Origin of the sequence: Curtobacterium sp. MCSS17_007 (assembly GCF_003234175.2) — a bacterium.
GTDB lineage: Bacteria > Actinomycetota > Actinomycetes > Actinomycetales > Microbacteriaceae > Curtobacterium.
On sequence record NZ_CP126257.1, the window covers coordinates 2,291,663 to 2,311,789 of the forward strand.

General features: G+C 70.5%; 20 protein-coding genes and 3 tRNA genes. 4 read left to right on the forward strand and 19 right to left on the reverse strand.

Annotated elements, in window-relative coordinates; translation table 11 throughout:
- Positions 1-156 precede the first annotated feature (156 nt).
- The 8 genes from DEJ22_RS10790 to DEJ22_RS10825 form a co-directional block, all read right to left on the reverse strand.
- Entirely contained in the window at positions 157-1,617 is a 1,461-nt protein-coding gene (locus tag DEJ22_RS10790; protein ID WP_111227141.1) for a sensor histidine kinase, read from the reverse strand.
- Positions 1,614-2,354, reverse strand: a complete 741-nt coding sequence (locus tag DEJ22_RS10795; RefSeq protein ID WP_111227142.1) for a response regulator transcription factor — start codon at positions 2,352-2,354, stop codon at positions 1,614-1,616. The genes DEJ22_RS10790 and DEJ22_RS10795 overlap by 4 nt, the downstream gene beginning before the upstream one ends.
- A gap of 195 nt (positions 2,355-2,549) precedes the next feature.
- Entirely contained in the window at positions 2,550-3,497 is a 948-nt protein-coding gene (locus DEJ22_RS10800) for a TolB family protein (RefSeq protein WP_111227143.1), read from the reverse strand.
- 183 nt (positions 3,498-3,680) lie between these two features.
- On the reverse strand, positions 3,681-4,520 hold the full coding sequence (locus tag DEJ22_RS10805) for a carbohydrate ABC transporter permease (RefSeq protein ID WP_111227144.1): 840 nt from the start codon (positions 4,518-4,520) through the stop codon (positions 3,681-3,683).
- Entirely contained in the window at positions 4,513-5,508 is a 996-nt protein-coding gene (locus tag DEJ22_RS10810; RefSeq protein WP_181430786.1) for a carbohydrate ABC transporter permease, read from the reverse strand. Before DEJ22_RS10810 ends, DEJ22_RS10805 begins: the two co-directional genes overlap by 8 nt.
- A gap of 220 nt (positions 5,509-5,728) precedes the next feature.
- Positions 5,729-7,030 (reverse strand): ABC transporter substrate-binding protein, encoded by a 1,302-nt coding sequence (locus DEJ22_RS10815; protein ID WP_111227145.1) that lies wholly within the window; start codon positions 7,028-7,030, stop codon positions 5,729-5,731.
- A 116-nt stretch (positions 7,031-7,146) separates the two neighbouring features.
- Positions 7,147-8,292, reverse strand: coding sequence for a Gfo/Idh/MocA family protein (locus tag DEJ22_RS10820; RefSeq protein WP_111227146.1), 1,146 nt, complete (start codon positions 8,290-8,292; stop codon positions 7,147-7,149).
- Positions 8,289-9,035 carry a sugar phosphate isomerase/epimerase family protein gene (locus tag DEJ22_RS10825; protein WP_111227147.1) on the reverse strand — a complete coding sequence of 249 codons (747 nt, stop codon included), beginning with the start codon at positions 9,033-9,035 and terminating at the stop codon, positions 8,289-8,291. Before DEJ22_RS10825 ends, DEJ22_RS10820 begins: the two co-directional genes overlap by 4 nt.
- Before the next feature lie 143 nt (positions 9,036-9,178).
- Between DEJ22_RS10825 and DEJ22_RS10830 the strand changes: the two genes are divergently transcribed.
- A complete protein-coding gene (locus tag DEJ22_RS10830; protein ID WP_111227148.1) occupies positions 9,179-10,390 on the forward strand; it encodes an ROK family transcriptional regulator in 1,212 nt (403 codons plus the stop codon).
- A gap of 200 nt (positions 10,391-10,590) precedes the next feature.
- Positions 10,591-11,196 (forward strand): YqaJ viral recombinase family protein, encoded by a 606-nt coding sequence (locus tag DEJ22_RS10835; protein WP_258379622.1) that lies wholly within the window; start codon positions 10,591-10,593, stop codon positions 11,194-11,196.
- Between the two features lie 215 nt (positions 11,197-11,411).
- On the opposite strand, the gene rplA is transcribed toward DEJ22_RS10835, so the two are convergent.
- From rplA to DEJ22_RS10860, 5 genes are all read right to left on the reverse strand, one after another.
- Positions 11,412-12,101 (reverse strand): 50S ribosomal protein L1, encoded by a 690-nt coding sequence (gene rplA, locus DEJ22_RS10840; RefSeq protein ID WP_066655236.1) that lies wholly within the window; start codon positions 12,099-12,101, stop codon positions 11,412-11,414.
- 85 nt (positions 12,102-12,186) lie between these two features.
- Entirely contained in the window at positions 12,187-12,618 is a 432-nt protein-coding gene (rplK, locus tag DEJ22_RS10845) for a 50S ribosomal protein L11 (RefSeq protein WP_017888638.1), read from the reverse strand.
- A gap of 159 nt (positions 12,619-12,777) precedes the next feature.
- Positions 12,778-13,824 (reverse strand): transcription termination/antitermination protein NusG, encoded by a 1,047-nt coding sequence (gene nusG, locus DEJ22_RS10850; RefSeq protein WP_111227150.1) that lies wholly within the window; start codon positions 13,822-13,824, stop codon positions 12,778-12,780.
- 148 nt (positions 13,825-13,972) lie between these two features.
- Positions 13,973-14,236: a preprotein translocase subunit SecE gene (gene secE / locus DEJ22_RS10855; protein ID WP_111227151.1), complete on the reverse strand. Its 264-nt coding sequence runs from the start codon at positions 14,234-14,236 to the stop codon at positions 13,973-13,975.
- 35 nt (positions 14,237-14,271) lie between these two features.
- Positions 14,272-14,344 (reverse strand) — tRNA-Trp (locus DEJ22_RS10860).
- Positions 14,345-14,556: 212 nt separating this feature from the next.
- Between DEJ22_RS10860 and DEJ22_RS10865 the strand changes: the two genes are divergently transcribed.
- On the forward strand, positions 14,557-15,741 hold the full coding sequence (locus DEJ22_RS10865) for a pyridoxal phosphate-dependent aminotransferase (protein ID WP_111227247.1): 1,185 nt from the start codon (positions 14,557-14,559) through the stop codon (positions 15,739-15,741).
- Positions 15,742-15,863: 122 nt separating this feature from the next.
- Here the strand turns inward: DEJ22_RS10865 and DEJ22_RS10870 are convergent, their stop codons facing one another.
- From DEJ22_RS10870 to DEJ22_RS10880, 3 genes are read right to left on the reverse strand one after another with little or no spacing between them, the layout of a single operon-like run.
- The gene (locus DEJ22_RS10870) at positions 15,864-16,901 is read right to left on the reverse strand and encodes a UDP-N-acetylmuramate dehydrogenase (protein WP_111227248.1); all 1,038 of its coding nucleotides are present in this window, start codon (positions 16,899-16,901) and stop codon (positions 15,864-15,866) included.
- Positions 16,898-17,323: a MaoC/PaaZ C-terminal domain-containing protein gene (locus DEJ22_RS10875; RefSeq protein ID WP_111227152.1), complete on the reverse strand. Its 426-nt coding sequence runs from the start codon at positions 17,321-17,323 to the stop codon at positions 16,898-16,900. The genes DEJ22_RS10870 and DEJ22_RS10875 overlap by 4 nt, the downstream gene beginning before the upstream one ends.
- Complete coding sequence (locus DEJ22_RS10880; protein WP_111227153.1) at positions 17,320-17,769, reverse strand: FAS1-like dehydratase domain-containing protein; 450 nt, start codon at positions 17,767-17,769, stop codon at positions 17,320-17,322. Before DEJ22_RS10880 ends, DEJ22_RS10875 begins: the two co-directional genes overlap by 4 nt.
- A gap of 121 nt (positions 17,770-17,890) precedes the next feature.
- On the opposite strand from DEJ22_RS10880, the gene DEJ22_RS10885 reads away from it, so the two are divergent.
- A complete protein-coding gene (locus DEJ22_RS10885) occupies positions 17,891-18,268 on the forward strand; it encodes a hypothetical protein (RefSeq protein WP_111227154.1) in 378 nt (125 codons plus the stop codon).
- Between the two features lie 310 nt (positions 18,269-18,578).
- Here DEJ22_RS10885 and DEJ22_RS10890 read toward each other — a convergent pair.
- The 3 genes from DEJ22_RS10890 to DEJ22_RS10900 form a co-directional block, all read right to left on the reverse strand.
- Positions 18,579-18,655 (reverse strand) — tRNA-Met (locus tag DEJ22_RS10890).
- Positions 18,656-18,687: 32 nt separating this feature from the next.
- Positions 18,688-18,759 (reverse strand) — tRNA-Thr (locus DEJ22_RS10895).
- A 92-nt stretch (positions 18,760-18,851) separates the two neighbouring features.
- On the reverse strand, positions 18,852-20,054 hold the full coding sequence (locus DEJ22_RS10900; RefSeq protein ID WP_111227155.1) for a M23 family metallopeptidase: 1,203 nt from the start codon (positions 20,052-20,054) through the stop codon (positions 18,852-18,854).
- Positions 20,055-20,127: the final 73 nt, after the last annotated feature.

Sequence of the window (20,127 nt, forward strand, 5' to 3'; positions counted from 1 at the left end):
CTGCGCTGGCTGCCCCACGAGTGAGGACCTTCGGTCTGTACGCGAGCGCACAGACGACCGGCGGTCTTTGGCTTCGAAGAAGGTACCACACGATCGGACGGCGACCAAGCGCCGGTCGGGAGGCGCGGGGCGGCACCGCCGCGCGCCTCCCGTCCATCAGACGGTCGGGTCGGCGCCCGTGACCGGTCGCTCGATCGGTCCGACCGATCGCGTGGCCGGCAGGTGCACCGTGAAGACGGTGTCGCCGGGCACGCTCGCGACCTCGACACTGCCACCGTGCGCCTGCACGACCGCGTCCACGATCGCCAGCCCCAGGCCCGTCGACCCAGCGCTCCGCGACCGCGAGCTGTCGGCTCGGGCGAACCGCTCGAACAGCTTCGGCAGGAACTCCGGATCGATGCCCTGTCCGTCGTCACGCACGGTCAGGTCGACGCCGCCGGGCACCCGGGCGATGCCCACCGTGATGCGCGTGCCCTCCGGCGTGTGGGTCCTGGCGTTCGTGACGAGGTTGACGATCACCTGGTGCAGGCGGGCCGCGTCGCCTGTGACCTCCACCGGTTCCTCGGGCAGGTCGACGGCGATCACGTGGTCGGGTGAGGCGGCGTGGGCGTCGTTCACTGCGTCGAGCACCAGCCCGGTGAGGTCGACGTCGGCGAACTGGATCTCCCGGCCCTCGTCCAGGCGGGCGAGCAGGAGCAGGTCCTCGACCATGCTGGTCATGCGCTTCGACTCCGACTCGATGCGGCTCATCGCGTACACGACGTCCTGGGGCAGGTCGGCGCCCATCCGCCGGGTGAGTTCGGCGTACCCGCGGACCGACGCGAGCGGGGTGCGGAGCTCGTGCGACGCGTCGGCGACGAACTGCCGGACCTTCTGCTCCGAGCGCTCGCGGGCCTGCATGGCGCCCGCGATGTGCCCGAGCATGCGGTTGAACGCGGCGCCGACCCGTCCGACCTCGGTGCGCGGATCGGTGTCGGGCACTCGGACGCCGTCGAGTGCGTCGCTCCGCTCGAGGGGCATCCGGGCCACGGACGATGCGGTCTCGGCGACCCGCTCGAGCGGGCGGAGCGACCGGCGGACGACGACCGCGGCGAGCGCGATGGCGACCAGGAGGGCGAGCACCGTGACGACCAGCACGACCGCGAACAGCTTCCAGACGCTCTCGTAGACCGGTGTCATCGGCAGCCCGACCACGAGCACGGCGGGCCCGAGCGGTACCGCGGTGACGCGGTACCGTCCGAGGTCGTCGCCGAGGTCGACGGTGTGCGCGTCGCCGTCGACCGTCAGGTCGCCCAGCGGCCGGACCGCCGAGGCAGTGAGCCGGTCGACGTCACCGGCGTTGTCGAGGACGCTCCCGACGACGGCGTTGCCGTTGAGGAAGTAGACGGTGAGCGTCCCGGCGGACTGCCCGCTCGGTCGACCGATCTCCAGGCCGGGACCACCCGGCCCCTGCTGTTCGACCGATCGCTGGGCGCGCGTCGTCGCGAAGGAGAGCTGCTCGTCGATCGCCGCGCGCTGGATGGAGAACAGCGCGATGATGCTGCCCGCGCCGATCACCGCGCTGACGGCGACGACCAGCGCCACGATGCTCAGGACGAGCCGTCGACGGAGCGTCACGAGGTCGGCTTGATGACGTACCCGACGCCGCGCACCGTGTGGATCATCGGGGTCTCGCCGGCATCGATCTTCTTGCGCAGGTAGGAGATGTAGATCTCGACGACGCTCGACTTGCCACCGAAGTCGTAGGACCAGACGCGGTCGAGGATCTGCGCCTTGGAGAGCACCCGCCGGGGGTTGCGCATGAGGAAGCGGAGCAACTCGAACTCGGTCGCGGTCAGCTCGATCGGCCGGCCGGCCCGCGACACCTCGTACGACTCCTCGTCGAGCACGAGGTCGCCGACGACGATGCGGGAGTCGCCGGCCTCGGAGATCGAGATCTGGGAGCGGCGGATGAGGCCGCGGAGGCGCGCCACGACCTCCTCCAGCGAGAACGGCTTCGTGACGTAGTCGTCGCCGCCCGCGGTCAGCCCGGTGACCCGGTCCTCGACGGAGTCCTTCGCGGTGAGGAACAGCACCGGGGTGTCGTCGTTGTTCTGGCGGAGCCGTCCGAGCACCTGCAGCCCGTCGAGGTCCGGCATCATCACGTCGAGCACCATGGCGTCGGGCTTCCACTCGCGTGCCGTGGTCAGCGCCTCCTGCCCGCCGTTCGCGCTCTTCACGTCCCAACCCTCGTAGCGGAGCGCCATCGAGAGCAGGTCGGTGAGGCTGGCCTCGTCGTCGACGACGAGGATGCGCAACGGGGTGCCGTCGGCGCGGGTGAGACGAGGAGCTGCGGCGGGCTGGGAGACGGTCACGTTCCGAGGATCGGAGAGGTTCCTATGAGCCGTCTGAGGAGCAGCCCTCGGCGCCCTGTGGATCACCGGGGGTCCCGCCGCGGCCCTCCCGCGCACCGGCAGGCCGAGTCCGACCCGCACCCGCACCCGCACCCGCGCCCGCGCCCGAGCCAGAGCCGGGTCTCGCGCGGTCGCCGTCGTGCCTCCGGGCAGCCGTCAGCCGCCCACCGGGTAGTCGCAGTACGCGAACCACGCCGAGTCCGGGGACCACGGCGGCACGTTGACGGTGCCCTGCCCGCCGTCGAGCGTGACGAGCGTCTCCGGCACGACGGCGATGCGGGCCCCGCGGGTCAGGGACCCGGGGAGCAGGCGGAGCTCCACGCGGTGGTCGGCGGGGTGGCCCTGCACGCCGGGCTCGTACGACAGGTAGAGCAGGTGCGTGCCGTCCGGCGACAGGTGCGGGAACCAGTTCACCCGCTCGTCGCCGGTGATGGACACGGGCGACGACCCCTCGTCGAGGCGGAGTGCGGCGAGCTGCGCGGTGCCCGGGGTGAACCGCTCCGTGTTGAACAGCACCGTGCGGCCGTCCGGGCTGATCGCGCAGCCGTCGTCCGGGTGCGCGTCGCGCGTCAGGAAGGTCGTGTCGCCCGACGACGGGTCGACGAGGGCGACGTCGGTGGTCCAGACGCCCTCCGGGGTGCGCTCCCCCACGATCGCGGCGAGCGCCGATCCATCCGGTGCGATCCCGTGCAGGTAGTACTTGCGGACGACCGGCAGCACCGCGGTGGTGTCGGTGATGCGGGCCGCCGAGCCGCCCTCGGGCAGCGGGACGCGGTAGAGCTCGCCGTCGCGGGCGCTCACCACGACCGAGTCTGCGGTGGGGTCGAGCACGTGGTCGTTGTTGATCTCGTCGACACCGGGCATCGGCACGCGGACGAGGGCGGTCTCGTCGAGCACGCCGTCCTCGCCGGGCGCCGGGAGCGGCAGCAGCCACAGGTCCCCGTCGCCGTTCAGCACGAGCGTGCCGTCGTCGAGGACGTTCGGCGCCTCGACGAGCAGCGTCCGCGACTCGAACACGAGCCGACTCGTGCGCGCGTCCACGTCGTACACGTGCACCCGGCTGGTCTGCCCCGGCAGCAGCTGCCGTCCGCGGTTCTCGCTCATGTGTCCATCCTGTCTGATGCGCGAAAGCGACAGATTGCTAGCGATGGTTGCCGGCAATCTGTCGCTTCCGCGGAACCGATCGAGCCCGAGCCCGAGCCGCGAGCCCGAGCCCGAGCCCGAGCCGCGAGCCCGAGCCCGAACCGCGAGCCCGAGCCCGGGCCCGAGCCCGAGCCCGAGCCGCGCCTACTTCACCGCACCTGCGGTGAGGCCGGCCACGAACTGGCGCTGCACGATGAGGAACGCCAGCACCACGGGGATCGACACCACGAGGGACGCCGCCATGACCTGGTTCCAGTACACGTTGGTCTGCGTCGAGTACTGCTGCAGACCGACCGCCAGGGTCGAGCCGAGACCGTTCGTCATGACCGACGCGAAGAGGACCTCGCCCCAGGCCGTCATGAACGAGTAGATGCCGACCGCCACGAGCCCCGGACGGGCCGACGGCAGGATGACCCGGAACAGGGCGCCCATCGGGCCGGAGCCGTCGACCATCGCGGCCTCGTCGAGCTCACGCGGGATGGTCTCGAAGTAGCCCGCGAGCATCCAGATCGAGAACGGGAGCGTGAAGGTCAGGTACGTGATGATGAGGCCGAGCCACGACCCGACGAGCTGGACGCCGATCGCGTTCCCGAGGTTCGTGAAGATGAGGAACAGCGGGAGCAGGAACAGCACGCCCGGGAACATCTGCGTCGACAGCACGGCGGTCGTGAAGGCGCTCTTGCCCTTGAAGTTCCAGCGCGAGACGCCGTAGGCGGCGAACGTCGCGATGATGAGCGAGAACACCGTGGCGACCGTGCAGACCACCAGGGAGTTGATGAAGTACCGGCCCAGCGGCACCGTCGACCACATGTCGATGAACGGCTGGATCGTGATGTTCGAGGGGATCCAGGTGAAGTTGTCCTGCACGTCACCGAGCGGCTTCATCGCCGTCGTGACCATGACGTAGAGCGGGACGACCGTGAACAGGGTCAGGACGACCAGGGTGACGATCTTGAAGGACTTGGCGCCGACTGTCTCACGCACGGACGGACCTCCGGTTGGTCACGGCCAGGTAGATGCCCGTGACGATGAGCAGGAAGATGAGGAGCAGGACGCTCATCGCGGCACCGGAGCCGAAGTTCCAGGTGATGAACGACGCGTTGTAGATGTGGAAGCTGAGCAGGTCGGCCGCCGGGGGCTGCGCGGTCGAGCCGAAGAGCACGAACGGCGTGTTGAAGTCGTTGAACGTCCAGAGGAACATCACGAGCACGAGCGTCACGTTCACCGGACGCACCATCGGCAGGGTGATCGACCGCCACTGGCGGAAGGGCTTCGCACCGTCGACGGACGCGGCCTCGTAGACGTCGTTCGGCACGGACTGCAGGCCGGCCATGAGCATGAGGAAGGCGAACGGCCAGGTCTTCCAGATCGCCACCACGACGACGGCGACGAAGGCGTTGTTGCCGATGAGCCAGAACGGTGCGCTCCCGCCGAACAGCCCGAGCTGGTCGACGAGCAGGTGGTTCAACGCCCCGGTGTCGCGCTGGAACATGAACTTCCACGTGATCACGCCCGCGTACATCGGCAGCGCGTACGGCACGAGGAACAGCGTGCGGAACAGGCCCCGGCCGGCGAACGGCTTCTGCAGCGCGACCGCGGCGGCCATGCCGAGGACCCACGACAGCCCGACCACGAGCACCGTGAAGGCGCAGGTGACGAGGAACGAGTTGAGGACGCCCTTGCCGATCGCCTGGTCGAAGTCGACGACGACCGAGTAGTTGCGGAACCCGGCGAAGGGCGCCGCACCCCAGTTCGCGATGAAGTACTTGGTGAGCTGGATGAACGAGATCCAGATGCCGACGAGCATCGGCACGATGTGGATGAGCAGCTCGAACAGGATGGCCGGCGCGACGAGCGCGTACGGCAGCCAGTGGCGCTTCGGCTTCCGACCCGGCTGGGGCCCCGACAGCGTCGGGGCCTTCGTGTGGGTCAGGTCGATGCGCTCGGAGTCGGGCAGGACCGAGGTGGACATGGGTGGTGGCCTTCCGGCGAGGATGGGATCGGGTGCTTCGTCCGTCCGACCGTGGCAGCGGCCGGGAGGAACGGCAGACGTGAGCCGATCGGCTCACCCCCGGCGCGTGGGCCGGGTGCGGGGCTGCTGGTGCGTCGGCGCGGACGGTGCGCGGCGGTGACCAGGCGAGGGGCGGAGGCCCGGACGCGTCCTGCGGACGCGACCCGGGCCTCCGGACGGATCAACCGGCGGCCTGGGACACCTGGTCCTGAGCCGTCTGCAGCGCCGACTTGATGTCGCTCTCGGACACCGTCGAGCCGGTGGCGATCTTGGCGAACATGTCGTTCATCGCCTTGCCGACCGTCGACTCGAACTGGTCCTCGGCGGGCACCAGCGGGAGCGGCTTCGCCTTGTTGTTGTAGATGTCGAGGAACGTCTTGGTCTGCTCGTCCGTCACGGAGTCAGCAGCCTCGGCGAGCACCGGCAGCGCCGAGTACGGCTTGTCCAGCGTCGTCTGCGTGTCCATGCTCGTCATGTACTTGACGAACTCCAGCGCGCCGTCCTTGTTCTTCGTGTTCTTGAAGATCGACAGGTTGATACCGGCCGGGAAGCTGGCGATCTCCTTGCCGCCCTCCGGCGCCGGCAGTGCGACCACGCCGTACTCGTCCGACTTCATGCCGAGGGACTCGATCGTCGCGTTCGCGTTGTTCTGGTTGAGGATGAACGCGGCCTTCTTCTTGGCGAAGTCGGTGGTCGACTGCGTTGCGTTGTCGTACTGCGCGTTCGAGGGGTTCGCGACCTTCGCGTCCTGCATGAGGTCCAGGTAGCGCTTGATGCCCTCGACGTTCGCCTTCGACGTGAAGGTCGGCTTGCCGTCCTCGTCGAACCACTCGCCCCCGTTCTGGGCCGAGTTGATGAACGCGAAGTGCGAGTTCTCCGTGTAGGAGCCGCCCGCGAGGCTGAAGCCGTACTTGCCGTCGGCGGTCAGCTTCTTCGCGTCCTCGACCATTTCCTCCCACGTGGTGGGGGGCGTGATGCCGGCGTCGGCGAGCATCTGCTTGTTGTAGTACAGGCCGTAGGCGAGACCGTAGAGCGGGACGCTCGTGACGGTCTCACCCGGGGCGCCGCCGGTGGAGAGCGCGACCTTGCCGAACTTGTCGGCGCCGCCGATGGCCTTCATCTCCGCGTCGCCGAACTCCTGGAAGGCGCCGGTGGCCTGGAGCGAGGTCGCCCAGGTGTTGCCGATGTTGACGACGTCAGGCCCCTGACCCGAGGTGACGGCGGTCTGGATCTTGTTCTGCAGGTCGTTCCAACCGATGACCTGGAGGTCCACCTTGATCCCGGTCTCCTCGGTGAACTTCTCGAGGACGGGGGTGAGCACCTCCTTGTCGTTCTGCAGGGACGTGCCCTGGTTCGACGCCCAGTACGTGAGCGTCTTCGAGTCGCCGGAGGAACCGGACGACCCGGAGGAGCAGGCCGTCAGGCCGGTCACGGTGAGTGCCGCGGCCGCGGTGATGGCCAGTGCGCGGATGGCAGTGCGCATGACTCTCTACTTTCTCGTCGTTGAGATGGTGCGAAGGGTGGTGCGTGTCGGGTGCTGCTGTGTCGGTGCGGGCCGACGTCGGCGCCGGCCCGCGGGCGGTGTCCGCCCCGTCCTGGTCAGGACAGGGTCGACTCCGCGGGGTCCCAGCCCTCGGGGAGGGTCGGGGAGGGCTCGACGGTGCTCTCGACGAGCACCGTCTCACCACGTTCTGCTGCCTCGGCGATGGAGACCATGACGTCGAGGACGTGGAAGGCGAGGGCACCGGGGACCCGGTTGTCCTGGCCGGCGCGGAGCGAGCGGGCGAGGTCGACCACGCCCGTGCCGCGCGAGTAGGTGGAGCCGACGGCCGGGATGGTCTCCGGCTCCTCGGTGCCGTGGGCGTACAGCTGCGTGTCGCCGTCGAACTCGTTCGGGTCCGGGAAGACGACCGTGCCGGTCTCCCCCGCGATCTCGACGAAGCCGGTGCGGCCGCGGTCCGACTCGAAGGAGAAGACGCTCTGGGCGCTGCCACCGTCCTCGAACTGGATGAGCGCGGAGTGGTTCGTCGGCACGTCCACCGGGAACTCGGTGCCCGCCTTCGGACCGGACCCGATGGTGCGGGTCGCGCGCGACCTCGAGGCCGTGGCGGTGACCTTCGCGACCGGCCCGAACGCCTGCACGAGCGTCGTGATGTAGTACGGGCCGATGTCGAACAGCGGACCCGCACCGTACGCGAACAGGAACTCGGGGCTCGGGTGCCACGACTCCGGACCGGGGCTCTGGAAGAGCGTCAGTCCGTTCAGGGGCGTCCCGATCCGGCCCTCGCGGATGGTGCGCAGGGCGGTCTGCAGCCCGGCGCCGAGGAACGTGTCCGGCGCGACGCTGACGGTCCTGCCGGCCGCGGCGGCCGCGTCGCGGAGCTGCGCGGCGCTCTCCCGGTCGAGGGCGTAGGGCTTCTCACCCCAGACGTGCTTGCCGGCGGCGAGCGCCTGCAGGGCGACCTCGACGTGGGCGGCGGGGATCGTGAGGTTCACGACGATCTCGATGTCGTCGTCGGCGAGGAGCTGTTCGACGGACCCGGACCCGGCGACGCCCCACTTCTCGGCCTGGGCGGCGGCACGCGGCTCGTCGATGTCGGCGATGAAGCGGACGACGACGTCGGGGAACACCGTCAGGTTCGACAGGTACTGGTCGGAGATGACCCCGGCCCCGATGACGCCGACACCGACCGGGCCGGTCCTCGTCGTCCCGACGGCCTGCTGGTCCACTGCGGTGTCGGTCATGCACGTGCCCCCTGGAGGAACGTGTAGGAGTCGGCGACGGCCTGGAACACGTCGCCCTCGTGGTCGTCGAGCTCGACGACGTGCAGCGCGTCCGGCGCGGCGGCGACGATCTCGCGGATCGGCATGACCCCGTCACCGACGGCGACCTGCTGCTTGTCGTCGTGCGAGCCGTCGCCGTCCTTGACGTGCAGGAACTGCACCTTGTCGCCGTACTTGCCGATGATCGCCACCGGGTCGTCGCCGCCGACCCGCACCCAGTAGGTGTCGAGCTCGAGCACGACGTCGTCGGACAGGGCGTCGGCGAAGACCTCGTACGCGCTGACCCCGTCGATGCGGTTCGAGAACTCGAACGCGTGGTTGTGGTAGCCGAGCACGAGCCCGTGGTCCGCGGCCCGGGGGGCGAGGGCGCTCAGCTCGCGGGCGATGGCCTCGACGTCCTCGCGCGTCGTCCAGCGTGTCTCGTCGATGTGCGGGTCGATCAGCGTGCCCAGCCCGATGGTGGTGCTCGCGTGGAGGATGCGCTCGAGGTCCTGCTCGCCGGCGTCCAGGAGCCGCGCGTGGCCGCTGGGTGCCTGCAGGCCGGCGGCGGCCAGGGCGTCCCGGAGCTCCTCGGCGCGGTCGACGAAGCCGAAGGCCTCGACGTTCGTGTAGCCGATGGAGGCGATGCGCTGGAGCGTGCCGGGCAGGTCCGCCGAGAGGGCGTCCCGCACCGTGTAGAGCTGGACCGAGAGGGGTTGCGTCACCAGGTGTTCTCCTCGTCGAGATGGTGGATCGTCAGTGATCGAGCGTCACACTATGGCCGCTTCTGTCGGCGGTCAAGCAAAAGTTGCGACCTCCTCGACAATCTTCGTTGCGCGGTGCGTTCGATGTGTGCTTCACTCCCGACATGGTCGACTTCACCCGGACGGCAGCGTCGCCTCCGGTCGGGACGAGCGAGCTCTTCCAGATCCTCCGCGACGGCGTGCCGCGGACCCGGGCGGAGCTCGCCGCCCTGACAGGACTGGCACGCTCGACGATCGCCGTGCGCCTCGACGCCCTCATCGACGTGGGGCTCGTGGGTGCCGTCGAGACGGCTGCGTCGACCGGCGGTCGGCCGCCCGCGCAGGTTGCCCTCGTGCCCCGCGCCCGCCTCGTCATCGCGGCCGACCTCGGCGCATCGCACGGTCGCGTCGCCGTGACCGACCTGGTCGCGTCGCCCCTCGCCACGCGCGAGGCACGGATCGACATCGCCGCCGGCCCGGTCCCCACGCTGAGCTGGCTCGTCGAGACGATCGACGAACTGCTGGCCGAGGTGGGGCGCGTCCGCGAGGACGTCGTCGCGATCGGCATCGGCGTGCCCGGCCCGGTCGAGTTCTCGACGGGGCGCCCGGCGAACCCGCCGATCATGCCCGGGTGGGACGGCTTCGACGTGCCGGGGTGGCTGCGGGGGCACGTCGCCGCGCACGTGCTGCTCGACAACGACGTGAACATCGCGGCGCTCGGCGAACGCGAGCACGGGTGGCCGGACGTCGACCACCTGCTGTTCGTGAAGGTGGCGACGGGCATCGGCTCCGGCATCGTCTCCGACGGGCAGCTCCGTCGTGGGGCGCAGGGCACCGCGGGCGACATCGGGCACGTCCGGGTCTCCCGCGCGGGTGACGTCCCGTGCCACTGCGGCAACACCGGGTGCCTCGAGGCCGTCGCCTCCGGTCCCGCCATCGCCCGCGCACTGCGCGCGAAGGGCCACGACGTGCACACGAGCGGTGACGTCATCGACCTCGTGAACCGGTCCGAGCTCGACGCGATCGGAGCCGTCCGCCAGGCCGGGCGTGACATCGGTGAGGTCCTCGCCACCTGTGTCTCCCTGGTGAACCCCTCGGTGATCGCGCTCGGCGGATCGATCACGCGTGCCGGGGAGCACCTGCTCGCCGGGGTCCGCGAGGTCGTCTACGCCCGGTCGATGCCCCTCGCCACCGAGCACCTCGTCATCGCGCAGTCCCGTGCCGGGTCGCTCGCCGCACTCCAGGGCGCCGCGGCGCTCGCGATCGGGTACGCGCTCTCCCCCGCCGGCGTCGACGAGCTCGTCGCCTTCGCGGAGCACCGCGCGCTCGTCTCCTGAGCGCGGACACCGCGCGCGTCGGTTCGCGCCGTGTCGGCCCGCGGGGTGAGAATCGTCGGGTGACGATCGTGCAGCCCACCCTGTGGGGCGACCTGGACCCCGGCCTGGAGGAACGCCCCGCGTCCACCACGTCGGCTGCGTCCGGCACACGGTCGGCACCACCGGCACCGGTCACGGCACGCGGAGCGTCCCCCGCACACATGCCGGCCCGTGGCGCCTTCACCGCCCTCCGCGGCCACACCGAGCGCATCGTCGCGCACTCGTCCGACCGCGTCGCGTGGCTGCGCGCCCGAGCGATGGGCATCACCGCCACCGACGTCGCGCGGCTGGCCTCGCTCCGCGCCGTCGAGGCCGTCGTCGCCGACAAGCGCTACGGCTCCCGGTTCTCGGGCAACGCGTGGACCGAGCACGGCAAGGACCGCGAACCGGTCATCGCCGCCTGGGTCGCGGCGACGCACGGCATCGAGCCGTCCGCGCACCTGTTCCACGCCAGCACCAACCGCGCCCACCTGGCGACCCCGGACGGGGTCGGGTACGACGCGTCGCAGCGCCTCGTGCTCGCCGAGATCAAGACGACCGGCAAGGCCTGGCGGAGCATCCCCCGGCACTACCTGCGGCAGGTGTGGTGGCAGCAGTACGTGCTCGGCGCCGAGCGGACCCTGTTCGTCTGGGAACGGCACGACGACTTCGTGCCTGTGGCTGACGAGCCCGAGTGCCGGTGGGTCGACCGGGACGACGACCAGATCCGTGGTCTCGTGCAGCTCGCCGACCTCGTGCTCGACAAGCTGCGGGCGTTCCGGGTCTAGACCCCACCGGGCGCAGTCGGCTCGTCCCACCGCGAGGATGCCCATCAGCCCGGTGGAGACCGCGATGCCGAGGCAGGACAGCGCCACCACGCCGGAGCGCCCGGTCGGAGGACAGCAGCCAGTCGAGCACCGCGTACAGCGGGGCCGGCTCGACAGCCGGGAACGCAGAAGGACCCGCACCGATACGGTGCGGGTCCTTCGATCCGATCAGTGGATCAGATGGCGTTGACGTCGAGCGGGATGCCCGGTCCGAAGGTCGTCGAGACGGCGCCCTTCATGATGTAGCGACCCTTCGAGGCGGACGGCTTGAGGCGGACGATCTCCTCGAGCGCGGCCGAGATGTTCTCGTCGAGCTGCTCCGGCGTGAACGAGGCCTTGCCGACGACGAAGTGCACGTTGGCGTGCTTGTCGACGCGGAACTCGATCTTGCCGCCCTTGATGTCGTTGACGGCCTGCGCGACGTTCGGGGTCACGGTGCCGGTCTTCGGGTTGGGCATGAGGCCACGCGGGCCGAGCACCTTGCCGAGTCGACCGACCTTGCCCATGAGCTCCGGCGTGGCGACGGCGGAGTCGAACGCGGTGTAGCCCTCGGCCACCTTCGCGATGAGCTCGTCGCCACCGACCTCGTCGGCCCCGGCGGCGATGGCGGCCTCGGCCGCAGCGCCCACCGCGAAGACGATGACGCGGGCGGTCTTGCCCGTACCGTGCGGCAGGATGACGGTGCCGCGGACCATCTGGTCGGCCTTGCGCGGGTCGACGCCGAGCTTCAGCGCGACCTCGACCGTGGAGTCGGTCTTCGCCGAGCCGGTCTCCTTCGCGAGGGCGACTGCCTCGGTCGGGGTGTAGAACTTGTCGGCCTCGATCTTCGCGGCCGCGGCCTGGTAGGCCTTGGACTTCTTCGCCATGGTGTTCTCCTTGCAGAGCTACGTGGTTGACGAGCCGGCGAGGCTCTCCCACGGGGAGGGGTCGGGGTGTGTGGAGCGCTGAGGCTTACGCCTCGACCGTGATGCCCATCGAACGAGCGGTGCCGGCGATGATCTTCGCGGCCTGCTCGATGTCGTTGGCGTTCAGGTCGGCCTGCTTGGTCTCGGCGATCTGACGGACCTGGTCCATCGAGATCTTCGCGACCTTGACCGTGTGCGGGGTCGAGGACCCCTTCTGCACACCCGCGGCCTTCTTGATCAGCTCTGCGGCCGGCGGGGTCTTGAGGACGAACGTGAACGAACGGTCCTCGTAGACGGTGATCTCGACCGGCACGACGTTCCCGCGCTGCGACTCGGTCGCGGCGTTGTACGCCTTGCAGAACTCCATGATGTTCACGCCGTGCTGACCGAGCGCAGGACCGATCGGCGGGGCCGGGTTGGCGGCGCCCGCGTTGATCTGCAGCTTGATGAGGCCCGTGACCTTCTTCTTCGGTGCCATGTTGTGCTTCCTCCTGGAATCGAACGCACGGGGATCCGTGCACTCTCCCGCTGGCCCGGCGGATCCGGACCGCGGTGAAGCCCCGCATGCCTCAGCACGCGGGGCCAAACCTCAATAGTCTACCCGATCACCAGGACCGGGTCGACGGGTGGGGACGATCTAGAGCTTGGTGACCTGGTCGAAGCTCAGCTCGACCGGGGTCTCGCGCTCGAACAGCGAGACGAGGACGGTGAGCTTGCCGCTCTCCGGCTTGATCTCCGAGATCGAACCCGGCAGGCCCGCGAACGAGCCTTCCTTGATGGTGATGGTCTCCCCGATCTCGAAGTCGACCTCGGCCTGCGGCTGGGCCTGGGCGGCACCGCCGGACTTCGCGCCACCCTTGGCCGGAGCGGCCTCGGCGACCTGGACCAGGGACTTCAGCATGCCGAACGCCTCGTCGAACCGGAGCGGCGTCGGGTTGTGCGCGTTGCCGACGAAGCCCGTCACACCGGGGGTGTGCCGGACGACGGACCACGAGTCCTCGTTGAGGTCCATGCGGACGAGCACGTACGAGGGGATCCGGACGCGGGTGACCAGCTTGCGCTGCCCGTTCTTGATCTCGACGACGTCCTCCATCGGGACCTCGACCTGGTAGATGGAGTCCTCCATCGACATCGAGACCATGCGGTTCTCGATGTTCGACTTCACGCGGCGTTCGAAGCCCGCGTACGAGTGGATGACGTACCACTTGCCCGGCTTCATCCGCAGCTCGGCCTTGAACGCCTCGTACGGGTCGACCTCGGACTCCTCGGCCTCGGTGTCGTCCAGCGCCTCGTCCGCGGCGAGCGTCTCGTTCGCCTCGGCCGCGGTGGCCTCCTCGAGCTCGGACTCCTCCTCGTCCTCGACCGCCTCGACGGCGGCTTCGGCCTCGTCGGCGGAGTCGATCTCGAGCGCGTCGTCGACGACCGCGTCGGCCTCGGGGTCGCGGGACTCGGCCAGCGCGGCGAGGGCCTCGTCGATGGAGGCGTCGACCGTGCCGTCGTCCGGCTCGTCGCTCAGGCCGAGGGACTCGTCGTCCTCGTCCTCGACCGAGATGGCGCGCTCTTCGGCGGACTCGACCGAACGGCCCTCGCTCGTCTCGACGTCGCCTTCCTGGTTCTCCTCGACCTCGGAGGACTGCTCGGCAGCCGTGGCGAGGTCGATGTCGTCGCGGGAGTTGTCAGACACTGTCGATTCTTTCCGTTCGGTGGTGCGGATCGGGTGTTCGGTCGGAGCGGTACGCATCCGTCGCCGTCTCGGGGCGACCGTACTCCTGTCGGGATCCAGCCAGGTGCACGGACGCCTACCAGCCGTCACTCGGCCGGCCGAGGTCGGGTCAGACCGTGGGACCGTTGCCGAAGACGTACCCGACGCCGAGACCGAAGACGAAGTCGAGGATCGACACCAGGATCATCATCACGACGACGAAGACGAGCACGACACCGGTGTAGCTGAACAGCTCCTTGCGTGTCGGCGTGACGACCTTGCGGAGCTCGCCGATGACCTGGCGGATGAAGAGGGCGATGGCAGCGAACGGGCCACCGCGCTTGGCGCGGTCGGCCTTCGCCTTCGCGACGACGTCGTCCGTCGTCGTTTCCATGTCCTTGCTCGCCAACTTCACACCTTCCAGACTTGCAGGGCGGACAGGACTCGAACCTGCAACCTGCGGTTTTGGAGACCGCTGCTCTACCAATTGAGCCACCGCCCTAGGAGGGGTTGAACCCCCGGGCACGTTCCGTCACCGTTCCGTGCACCGGTGGTCGAGTGTACGGGAGTCCGTCACACGCTGTCCACTTGGCCGCCTCCCCGGCGTGCCGCGCCGGTAGGCTGGCGGCCGTGAGCACCGCAGCCCCCGGCCCCGAGTCCACCGCCCACGAGTCCGTCCAGCACGCCGTCGACGCGACCACCGACCGACCGCGCATCGCCTCGCGCATCGCCGCGATCGCCGAGTCGGCGACGCTCAAGGTCGATGCGAAGGCCAAGGCGCTCAAGGCCGCCGGCCGTCCGGTCATCTCCTTCGCCGCCGGCGAGCCGGACTTCGCGACGCCACGGCACGTCGTCGAGGCGGCCGTCCTCGCCGTCCAGGACCCCGCGAACCACCGCTACACGCCGGCCACCGGCCTCCCTGAGCTGAAGCGTGCGATCGCCGAGAAGACCGCCCGCGAGTCCGGCGTCGTCGTCGACCCGTCGCAGGTCATCGTCACGAACGGCGGCAAGCAAGCCGTCTACCAGGCGTTCCAGACGATCGTCGACGAGGGCGACGAGGTCCTGCTCCCCGCCCCGTACTGGACCACCTACCCGGAGGCGATCCGCCTGGCCGGTGGCACGCCGGTCGAGGTCTTCGCCGGCAGTGACCAGGACTACCTCGTCACGGTCGAGCAGCTGGAGGCCGCGCGCACGCCGCACACCAAGGCGCTCCTGTTCTGCTCGCCGTCGAACCCGACCGGCTCGGTGTACTCCGCCGAGCAGACGAAGGCGATCGGCGAGTGGGCGCTCGAGCACGGCATCTGGGTGATCAGCGACGAGATCTACCAGGACCTGGTCTACGACGACGTCCGGTTCACGGGCGTCCTCGAGGCGGTCCCGGCCCTCGCCGACACCACGATCCTGGTGAACGGTGTCGCCAAGACCTACGCGATGACCGGCTGGCGGGTCGGGTGGTTCATCGGGCCGGCTGACGCCGTCAAGGCCGCTTCCAACCTGCAGTCGCACCTGTCCTCGAACGTCGCGAACGTGTCACAGCGTGCCGCGATCGCCGCACTGACCGGCCCGCAGGAGCCCGTCGAGGCGATGCGCGAGGCGTTCGACCGTCGCCGTCGCACCATCGTCGAGGGGCTCAACGCGATCCCGGGCTTCGTCACGCCGACGCCGAAGGGCGCCTTCTACGTGTACCCGGACGTCACGGCGCTGCTCGGCCGCGAGTGGGCCGGCTCGACCCCCACGACGACGCTCGAACTCGCGGACCTGATCCTCGAGCACGCCGAGGTCGCGGTCGTCCCTGGCGAGGCGTTCGGCCCGTCCGGCTACATCCGGATGTCGTACGCGCTCGGCGACGACGACATCGCCGAGGGCGTCCGCCGCCTGGCGGAGTTCTTCTCCGCCTAGGCCACACCGCACCACGCGACGTGGGCGGTTCCTCGCGACGGTACGTCGCTGCGAGGAACCGCCCACGTCGCGTTCCGCGAGACCGCGTCGGCCGTCCGGGCGGGCCGGAGCACGTCCGGCGGTCAGCTCGCGGCGAGCAGGTCCCCGACCACCACCGGCTCCGGGACCAGCGCGACCCCGAAGCGGTTGAGGACGGTCACCTGCACGTAGCGCGCCAGCTCGGCGACCTGCGCCGCCGTCGCGCCACCGCGGTTCGTGAGCGCCAGGGTGTGCTTCGACGAGATCCCCGCGTGCGACCCGGGCACTGCGTACCCGCGGTGGACCCCGGCGTGCTCGATGAGCCAGGCTGCGCTGAGCTTCACGTCGTCGCCGGCCGGCCAGCGCGGGGCCTCGGTGGGCAACGTCTCGGCGAAGGCCGCCGACACGATGGGGTTCGTGAAGAACGACCCGGCGCTCCACGTGTCCGGGTCGTCGGCGTCGAGCACCATGCCCTTCGAGGACCGCAGGCCGAGCACCGTCGTCCGGATCGTCATCGGGTCGACCGGGGTGCCGAGGTCGACGCCGAGCGAGCCGGCGAGCTGGGCGTAGCGCACCGGGACCCCCTCGTCGACGGTCGTGCCGAGGCGGAACTCCACGGTGAGGACGACCCCCCGTCGCCCGTGCTTGAGCGTCGACGTCCGGTAGCCGAGCGCCAGCTCGGCCGCGCCGACCCACGTGCGCTCCCCCGTCGACGCGTCGAGGAACTCGATCCGGGTGAGCACGTCGGAGAGCTCGACCCCGTAGGCGCCGATGTTCTGCACGGGGGCGGCGCCGACGGTGCCCGGGATGCCGCTGAGCGCCTCCAGGCCGGTCCACCCGTTCTCGACGGTCGTCGCGACGAACCGGTCCCAGGGCTCGCCGGCCGCGACGCGGACGGTGACGCCGTCGGCGTCCGGCTCCGCGGCCAGCCCGTGCGTGCGCACGAGCACCACGGTGCCCGCGAAGCCCTCGTCGGCGACGAGCAGGTTGCTGCCACCCCCGACCACGAGCCACTCGTCGTCCTGCCACGCGGTGCGCGCGTGGGCGACGAGCTCGTCGGTGGTCTCCGCGGTCAGCAGCGTCGCAGCGGGGCCGCCCACGCGGAACGTGGTGAGGTCGGCCAGCCGCGTCCCCCCGGTCAGTGGAACACCACCGTGACCTGCGCCTTGCCGAGCACGGTCTGCCCGGCGGCCGTCACGGTGAGGTCGATGCGCTGCGGGCGACCCTCGCCGTCGACGGTGCCGACCTTGGCGACCACGCCGACGGTCGCACCCTGCTCCGGGTCGACCACCACGGGGCGGGTGAACCGGACGCCGTAGCGCTGGACCCAGCCGCGGTCGCCGAGCCACTCGGAGACGGGCTGGACCGCGAGGCCCATCGTGAGCATGCCGTGGGCGAGGACGCCGGGCAGCCCGACGGACGCGGCCACGTCGTCGCGGTAGTGGATCGGGTTGAAGTCCCCCGAGGCGCCGGCGTAGCGGACGAGCGAGTCGCGGGTCAGGTGGACCTCGCGCTCGGCGACGACGGTGCCGACCTCGAGTGCGGTGACGGGGGCGGTGGTCATGCGTCGTCTCCTCGGACCACGAGGGTGGAGGTCGCCGTGACGACGTGCTCCCCCGTGGCGTCGTTCATCGTGCTCTCGGCCGTCACCATCGCGTTGCCGCCGAGGGTCTTCACGCTCGTGACGGTGAGGGTGGCGGTGAGTTCGTCGCCGGCGACGATCGCCCGGTCGTAGGTGAAGGACTGCTCGCCGTGCACGACGCGGGAGAAGTCGATGCCGGCGTCGGGCTCGGCCAGGAGCTGCGCGAGCGTCGCCTCCTGCACGACGACCGCGAAGGTCGGCGGCGCGACGACGTCGGCGTACCCGGCGGCGCGGGCCGCCTCGGGCTCGTGGTGGATCGGGTTCGTCGCGAACACGGCGCGCGAGAACTCGCGCACCTTCTCACGACCGACCAGGTAGGGCGGGGCCGGCGGGAACGTCCTGCCGACGAGCTCGGGGTTCACAGACACGAGGGAGAGTCTACCGAGCACCCGCGACACGCCCCCTGTTCATGAGCTTGCATCGGCTATGATCACCGCACGGCGTCCGGGGGGACGCAGCGGGGACGACTCCGGGTTCGGGGAGGGACGCATGGAGCACACGACGGAGTACGCGGTGCACACGGGAGACCGGTGCACCGCCATGGAGGTCGCCGGAGCAGCACTCCGGGAGACCGGGCACCGGGTGGAGTCCACGGGTGGGACGATCACCGCGACGACCGGCAACCGGTTGTTGACGATCCTGCTCGGGGCACTGGTGCACCCGTCGCGCGAGTTCCGGCGCTACGAGGTCTCGACGACGGTCACGGGCACGTCCACCACCATCACGCTGCGGCATGCCCAGCACGGCGTGGCGGTGTCCGGCGGGAGCATCGGTGCCGGTAGGCGGCGGAGCGCGTGGCGGCAGGTCGAGGCGACGCTCGAGCGGGCGCTCCGCGCAGCGGGCGTGCTCACCGCTCCCCCGCGCTGAGGCGTCGGTCCGGTCGGCCGTCGGGGCGAGGGCGGCGCCGCGGGCGTCGCGCTGTGGCTCGAGCGCTGCCGATGCGCTGCGGTGTCGTGCTGCCGGCGCGCGCTGCCGGTGTCGTGCTGCGGCGCGCGCTGCCGGTGCCCCCCGGCAGAACGGGCGTACCGGGTGTGAACGGGCGTACCTGGTCGAGCGGAACCACCAGGCATGCCCGATCCCACCAGACACAGCACTCGTCATGGGAAAGAACCGTCGGACCGGACGCGCGGCGGAGCCCGGGAACGACGAAAGCCCGGCGAACTGGCCGCCGGGCCTGTGGTAGCGAGGACGGGACTTGAACCCGTGACCCCACGATTATGAGTCGTGTGCTCTAACCAACTGAGCTACCCCGCCAGAGATCCGGAGCGAGAACAGCTCCGGGTCGGAGCCCCGAGTCAGGATTGAACTGACGACCCCTTCCTTACCATGGAAGTGCTCTACCACTGAGCTATCGGGGCGAGTGCCGCTCGGCGGCACCACACGAGAATAGCAGACGCGCGACGGTGGTCAGGAACCGGACGTGACGCCCGGGCGTGCCGCCGCTCCCCCGCTAGTTCGCGTTGGCTCGCAGCCAGGTCAGCGGGTCCACCGGGACACCGTCGACGTGGATCTCCAGGTGCAGGTGCGGGCCCGTCGAGTTGCCGGTCGACCCGACCTCGCCGAGCTCGTCCCCGACGGCGACCTGCTGGCCCTTGACGACCTTGAAGGTGCCGTCCTTCATGTGGCCGTAGACGCTGGTGAACTGCTTGCCGTCGACGTCGTGCTGCACCCACACGTCGTTGCCGAAGCCGCCGTCATGCGCCTGGACCTTGATCACCGTGCCGGCCGCGACGGAACGGATCGGTGTGCCCTCGCCCGGAGCGAAGTCGACACCCATGTGGCTCGTCGAGCAGAACGAGCAGCCCGCGACCTGTCGGCCGCCGAAGCCCGAGGTGATCGGCACGCCGGTGAGGAACGGCCACTGGATCGAACCGTTCGGGTCGTTCGAGAACGACGACGCATCGACGTTCTTGTACTGCGTCGCCGACGTCACCGAGTACTGGTCACGCGCGGTCTCGGCATCACCGGCCGCCGCACCGACGCTGAGCGACTGCGCGGCTCCGGCGGCGGTCGTGCGGGCCGTGGTCGAGTCGGCCGTCGGGACCCAGAGCGCCTGCGCCGGGAGCGACGTCGACACGACGAGGCCGGCGGCGAAGAGGAGGGCGCCCACGGCGGTCACCCGGGAGGCGGCTCGTCGGAACGCGCTGCCGCGAACGGCCTGCTCGCGCCCGGCGGCAGGGGTCGTCGGGACGGCGGCAATGTGGCGGGTGGCGCGGTCGACGTGCACCGCGGGGGTGACGCGGCCGGTCCGACGCGCGGGCGGGACCTGCCCGAGCACCCGGCGGGGAACGGCAGTCGAGGGCGTCGGTGCGGGGGTCGCGTCGACGACGGGCGCGACGTCCGGGGACGCAGGAGCGGGCGGCGTCACGGCCCCGGCCGACGGAGCCGGCATGGCCGGGGAGACCGGAGCGAGGTCGATCGGCGAGACGGGGGCCGCGGGCGTCGACGGTGCGACGAGATCGTCGAACGAGGGCGACGCGAGTCCTGGCTCCCGGGAGTCGGACAGTCCTGCCACGGTGGACGACTGCGTCGCTGCCGCCCGACGCTCTGCCTCGATGCGGGCGCGTCGGGTCAGGTGCACGACCGGCTCGTGAGCGGTCGCGGGGTCGGTGCGGGAGGGCGTCTGCGTGGTCGTCCGGGAGGCGTGGGGCATGTGTTCGGAGCTGATCCTGATCGGGGCGCGGGGCGCTCGTTGGTAACGAGCAGGTAACGGGACTGCAGCACGC

What these genes read in the sequence shown, in the direction of transcription:
- DEJ22_RS10800 (WP_111227143.1), bottom strand. Translation starts at nt 3,497, where the DNA reads ATGAGCGAGAACCGCGGACGGCAGCTGCTGCCGGGGCAGACCAGCCGG.
- DEJ22_RS10810 (WP_181430786.1), bottom strand. Translation starts at nt 5,508, where the DNA reads ATGTCCACCTCGGTCCTGCCCGACTCCGAGCGCATCGACCTGACCCAC.
- DEJ22_RS10815 (WP_111227145.1), bottom strand. Translation starts at nt 7,030, where the DNA reads ATGCGCACTGCCATCCGCGCACTGGCCATCACCGCGGCCGCGGCACTC.
- DEJ22_RS10820 (WP_111227146.1), bottom strand. Translation starts at nt 8,292, where the DNA reads ATGACCGACACCGCAGTGGACCAGCAGGCCGTCGGGACGACGAGGACC.
- DEJ22_RS10830 (WP_111227148.1), top strand. Translation starts at nt 9,179, where the DNA reads ATGGTCGACTTCACCCGGACGGCAGCGTCGCCTCCGGTCGGGACGAGC.
- DEJ22_RS10835 (WP_258379622.1), top strand. Translation starts at nt 10,591, where the DNA reads ATGCCGGCCCGTGGCGCCTTCACCGCCCTCCGCGGCCACACCGAGCGC.
- rplA (WP_066655236.1), bottom strand. Translation starts at nt 12,101, where the DNA reads ATGGCGAAGAAGTCCAAGGCCTACCAGGCCGCGGCCGCGAAGATCGAG.
- rplK (WP_017888638.1), bottom strand. Translation starts at nt 12,618, where the DNA reads ATGGCACCGAAGAAGAAGGTCACGGGCCTCATCAAGCTGCAGATCAAC.
- secE (WP_111227151.1), bottom strand. Translation starts at nt 14,236, where the DNA reads ATGGAAACGACGACGGACGACGTCGTCGCGAAGGCGAAGGCCGACCGC.
- DEJ22_RS10875 (WP_111227152.1), bottom strand. Translation starts at nt 17,323, where the DNA reads ATGACCACCGCCCCCGTCACCGCACTCGAGGTCGGCACCGTCGTCGCC.
- DEJ22_RS10885 (WP_111227154.1), top strand. Translation starts at nt 17,891, where the DNA reads ATGGAGCACACGACGGAGTACGCGGTGCACACGGGAGACCGGTGCACC.
- DEJ22_RS10900 (WP_111227155.1), bottom strand. Translation starts at nt 20,054, where the DNA reads ATGCCCCACGCCTCCCGGACGACCACGCAGACGCCCTCCCGCACCGAC.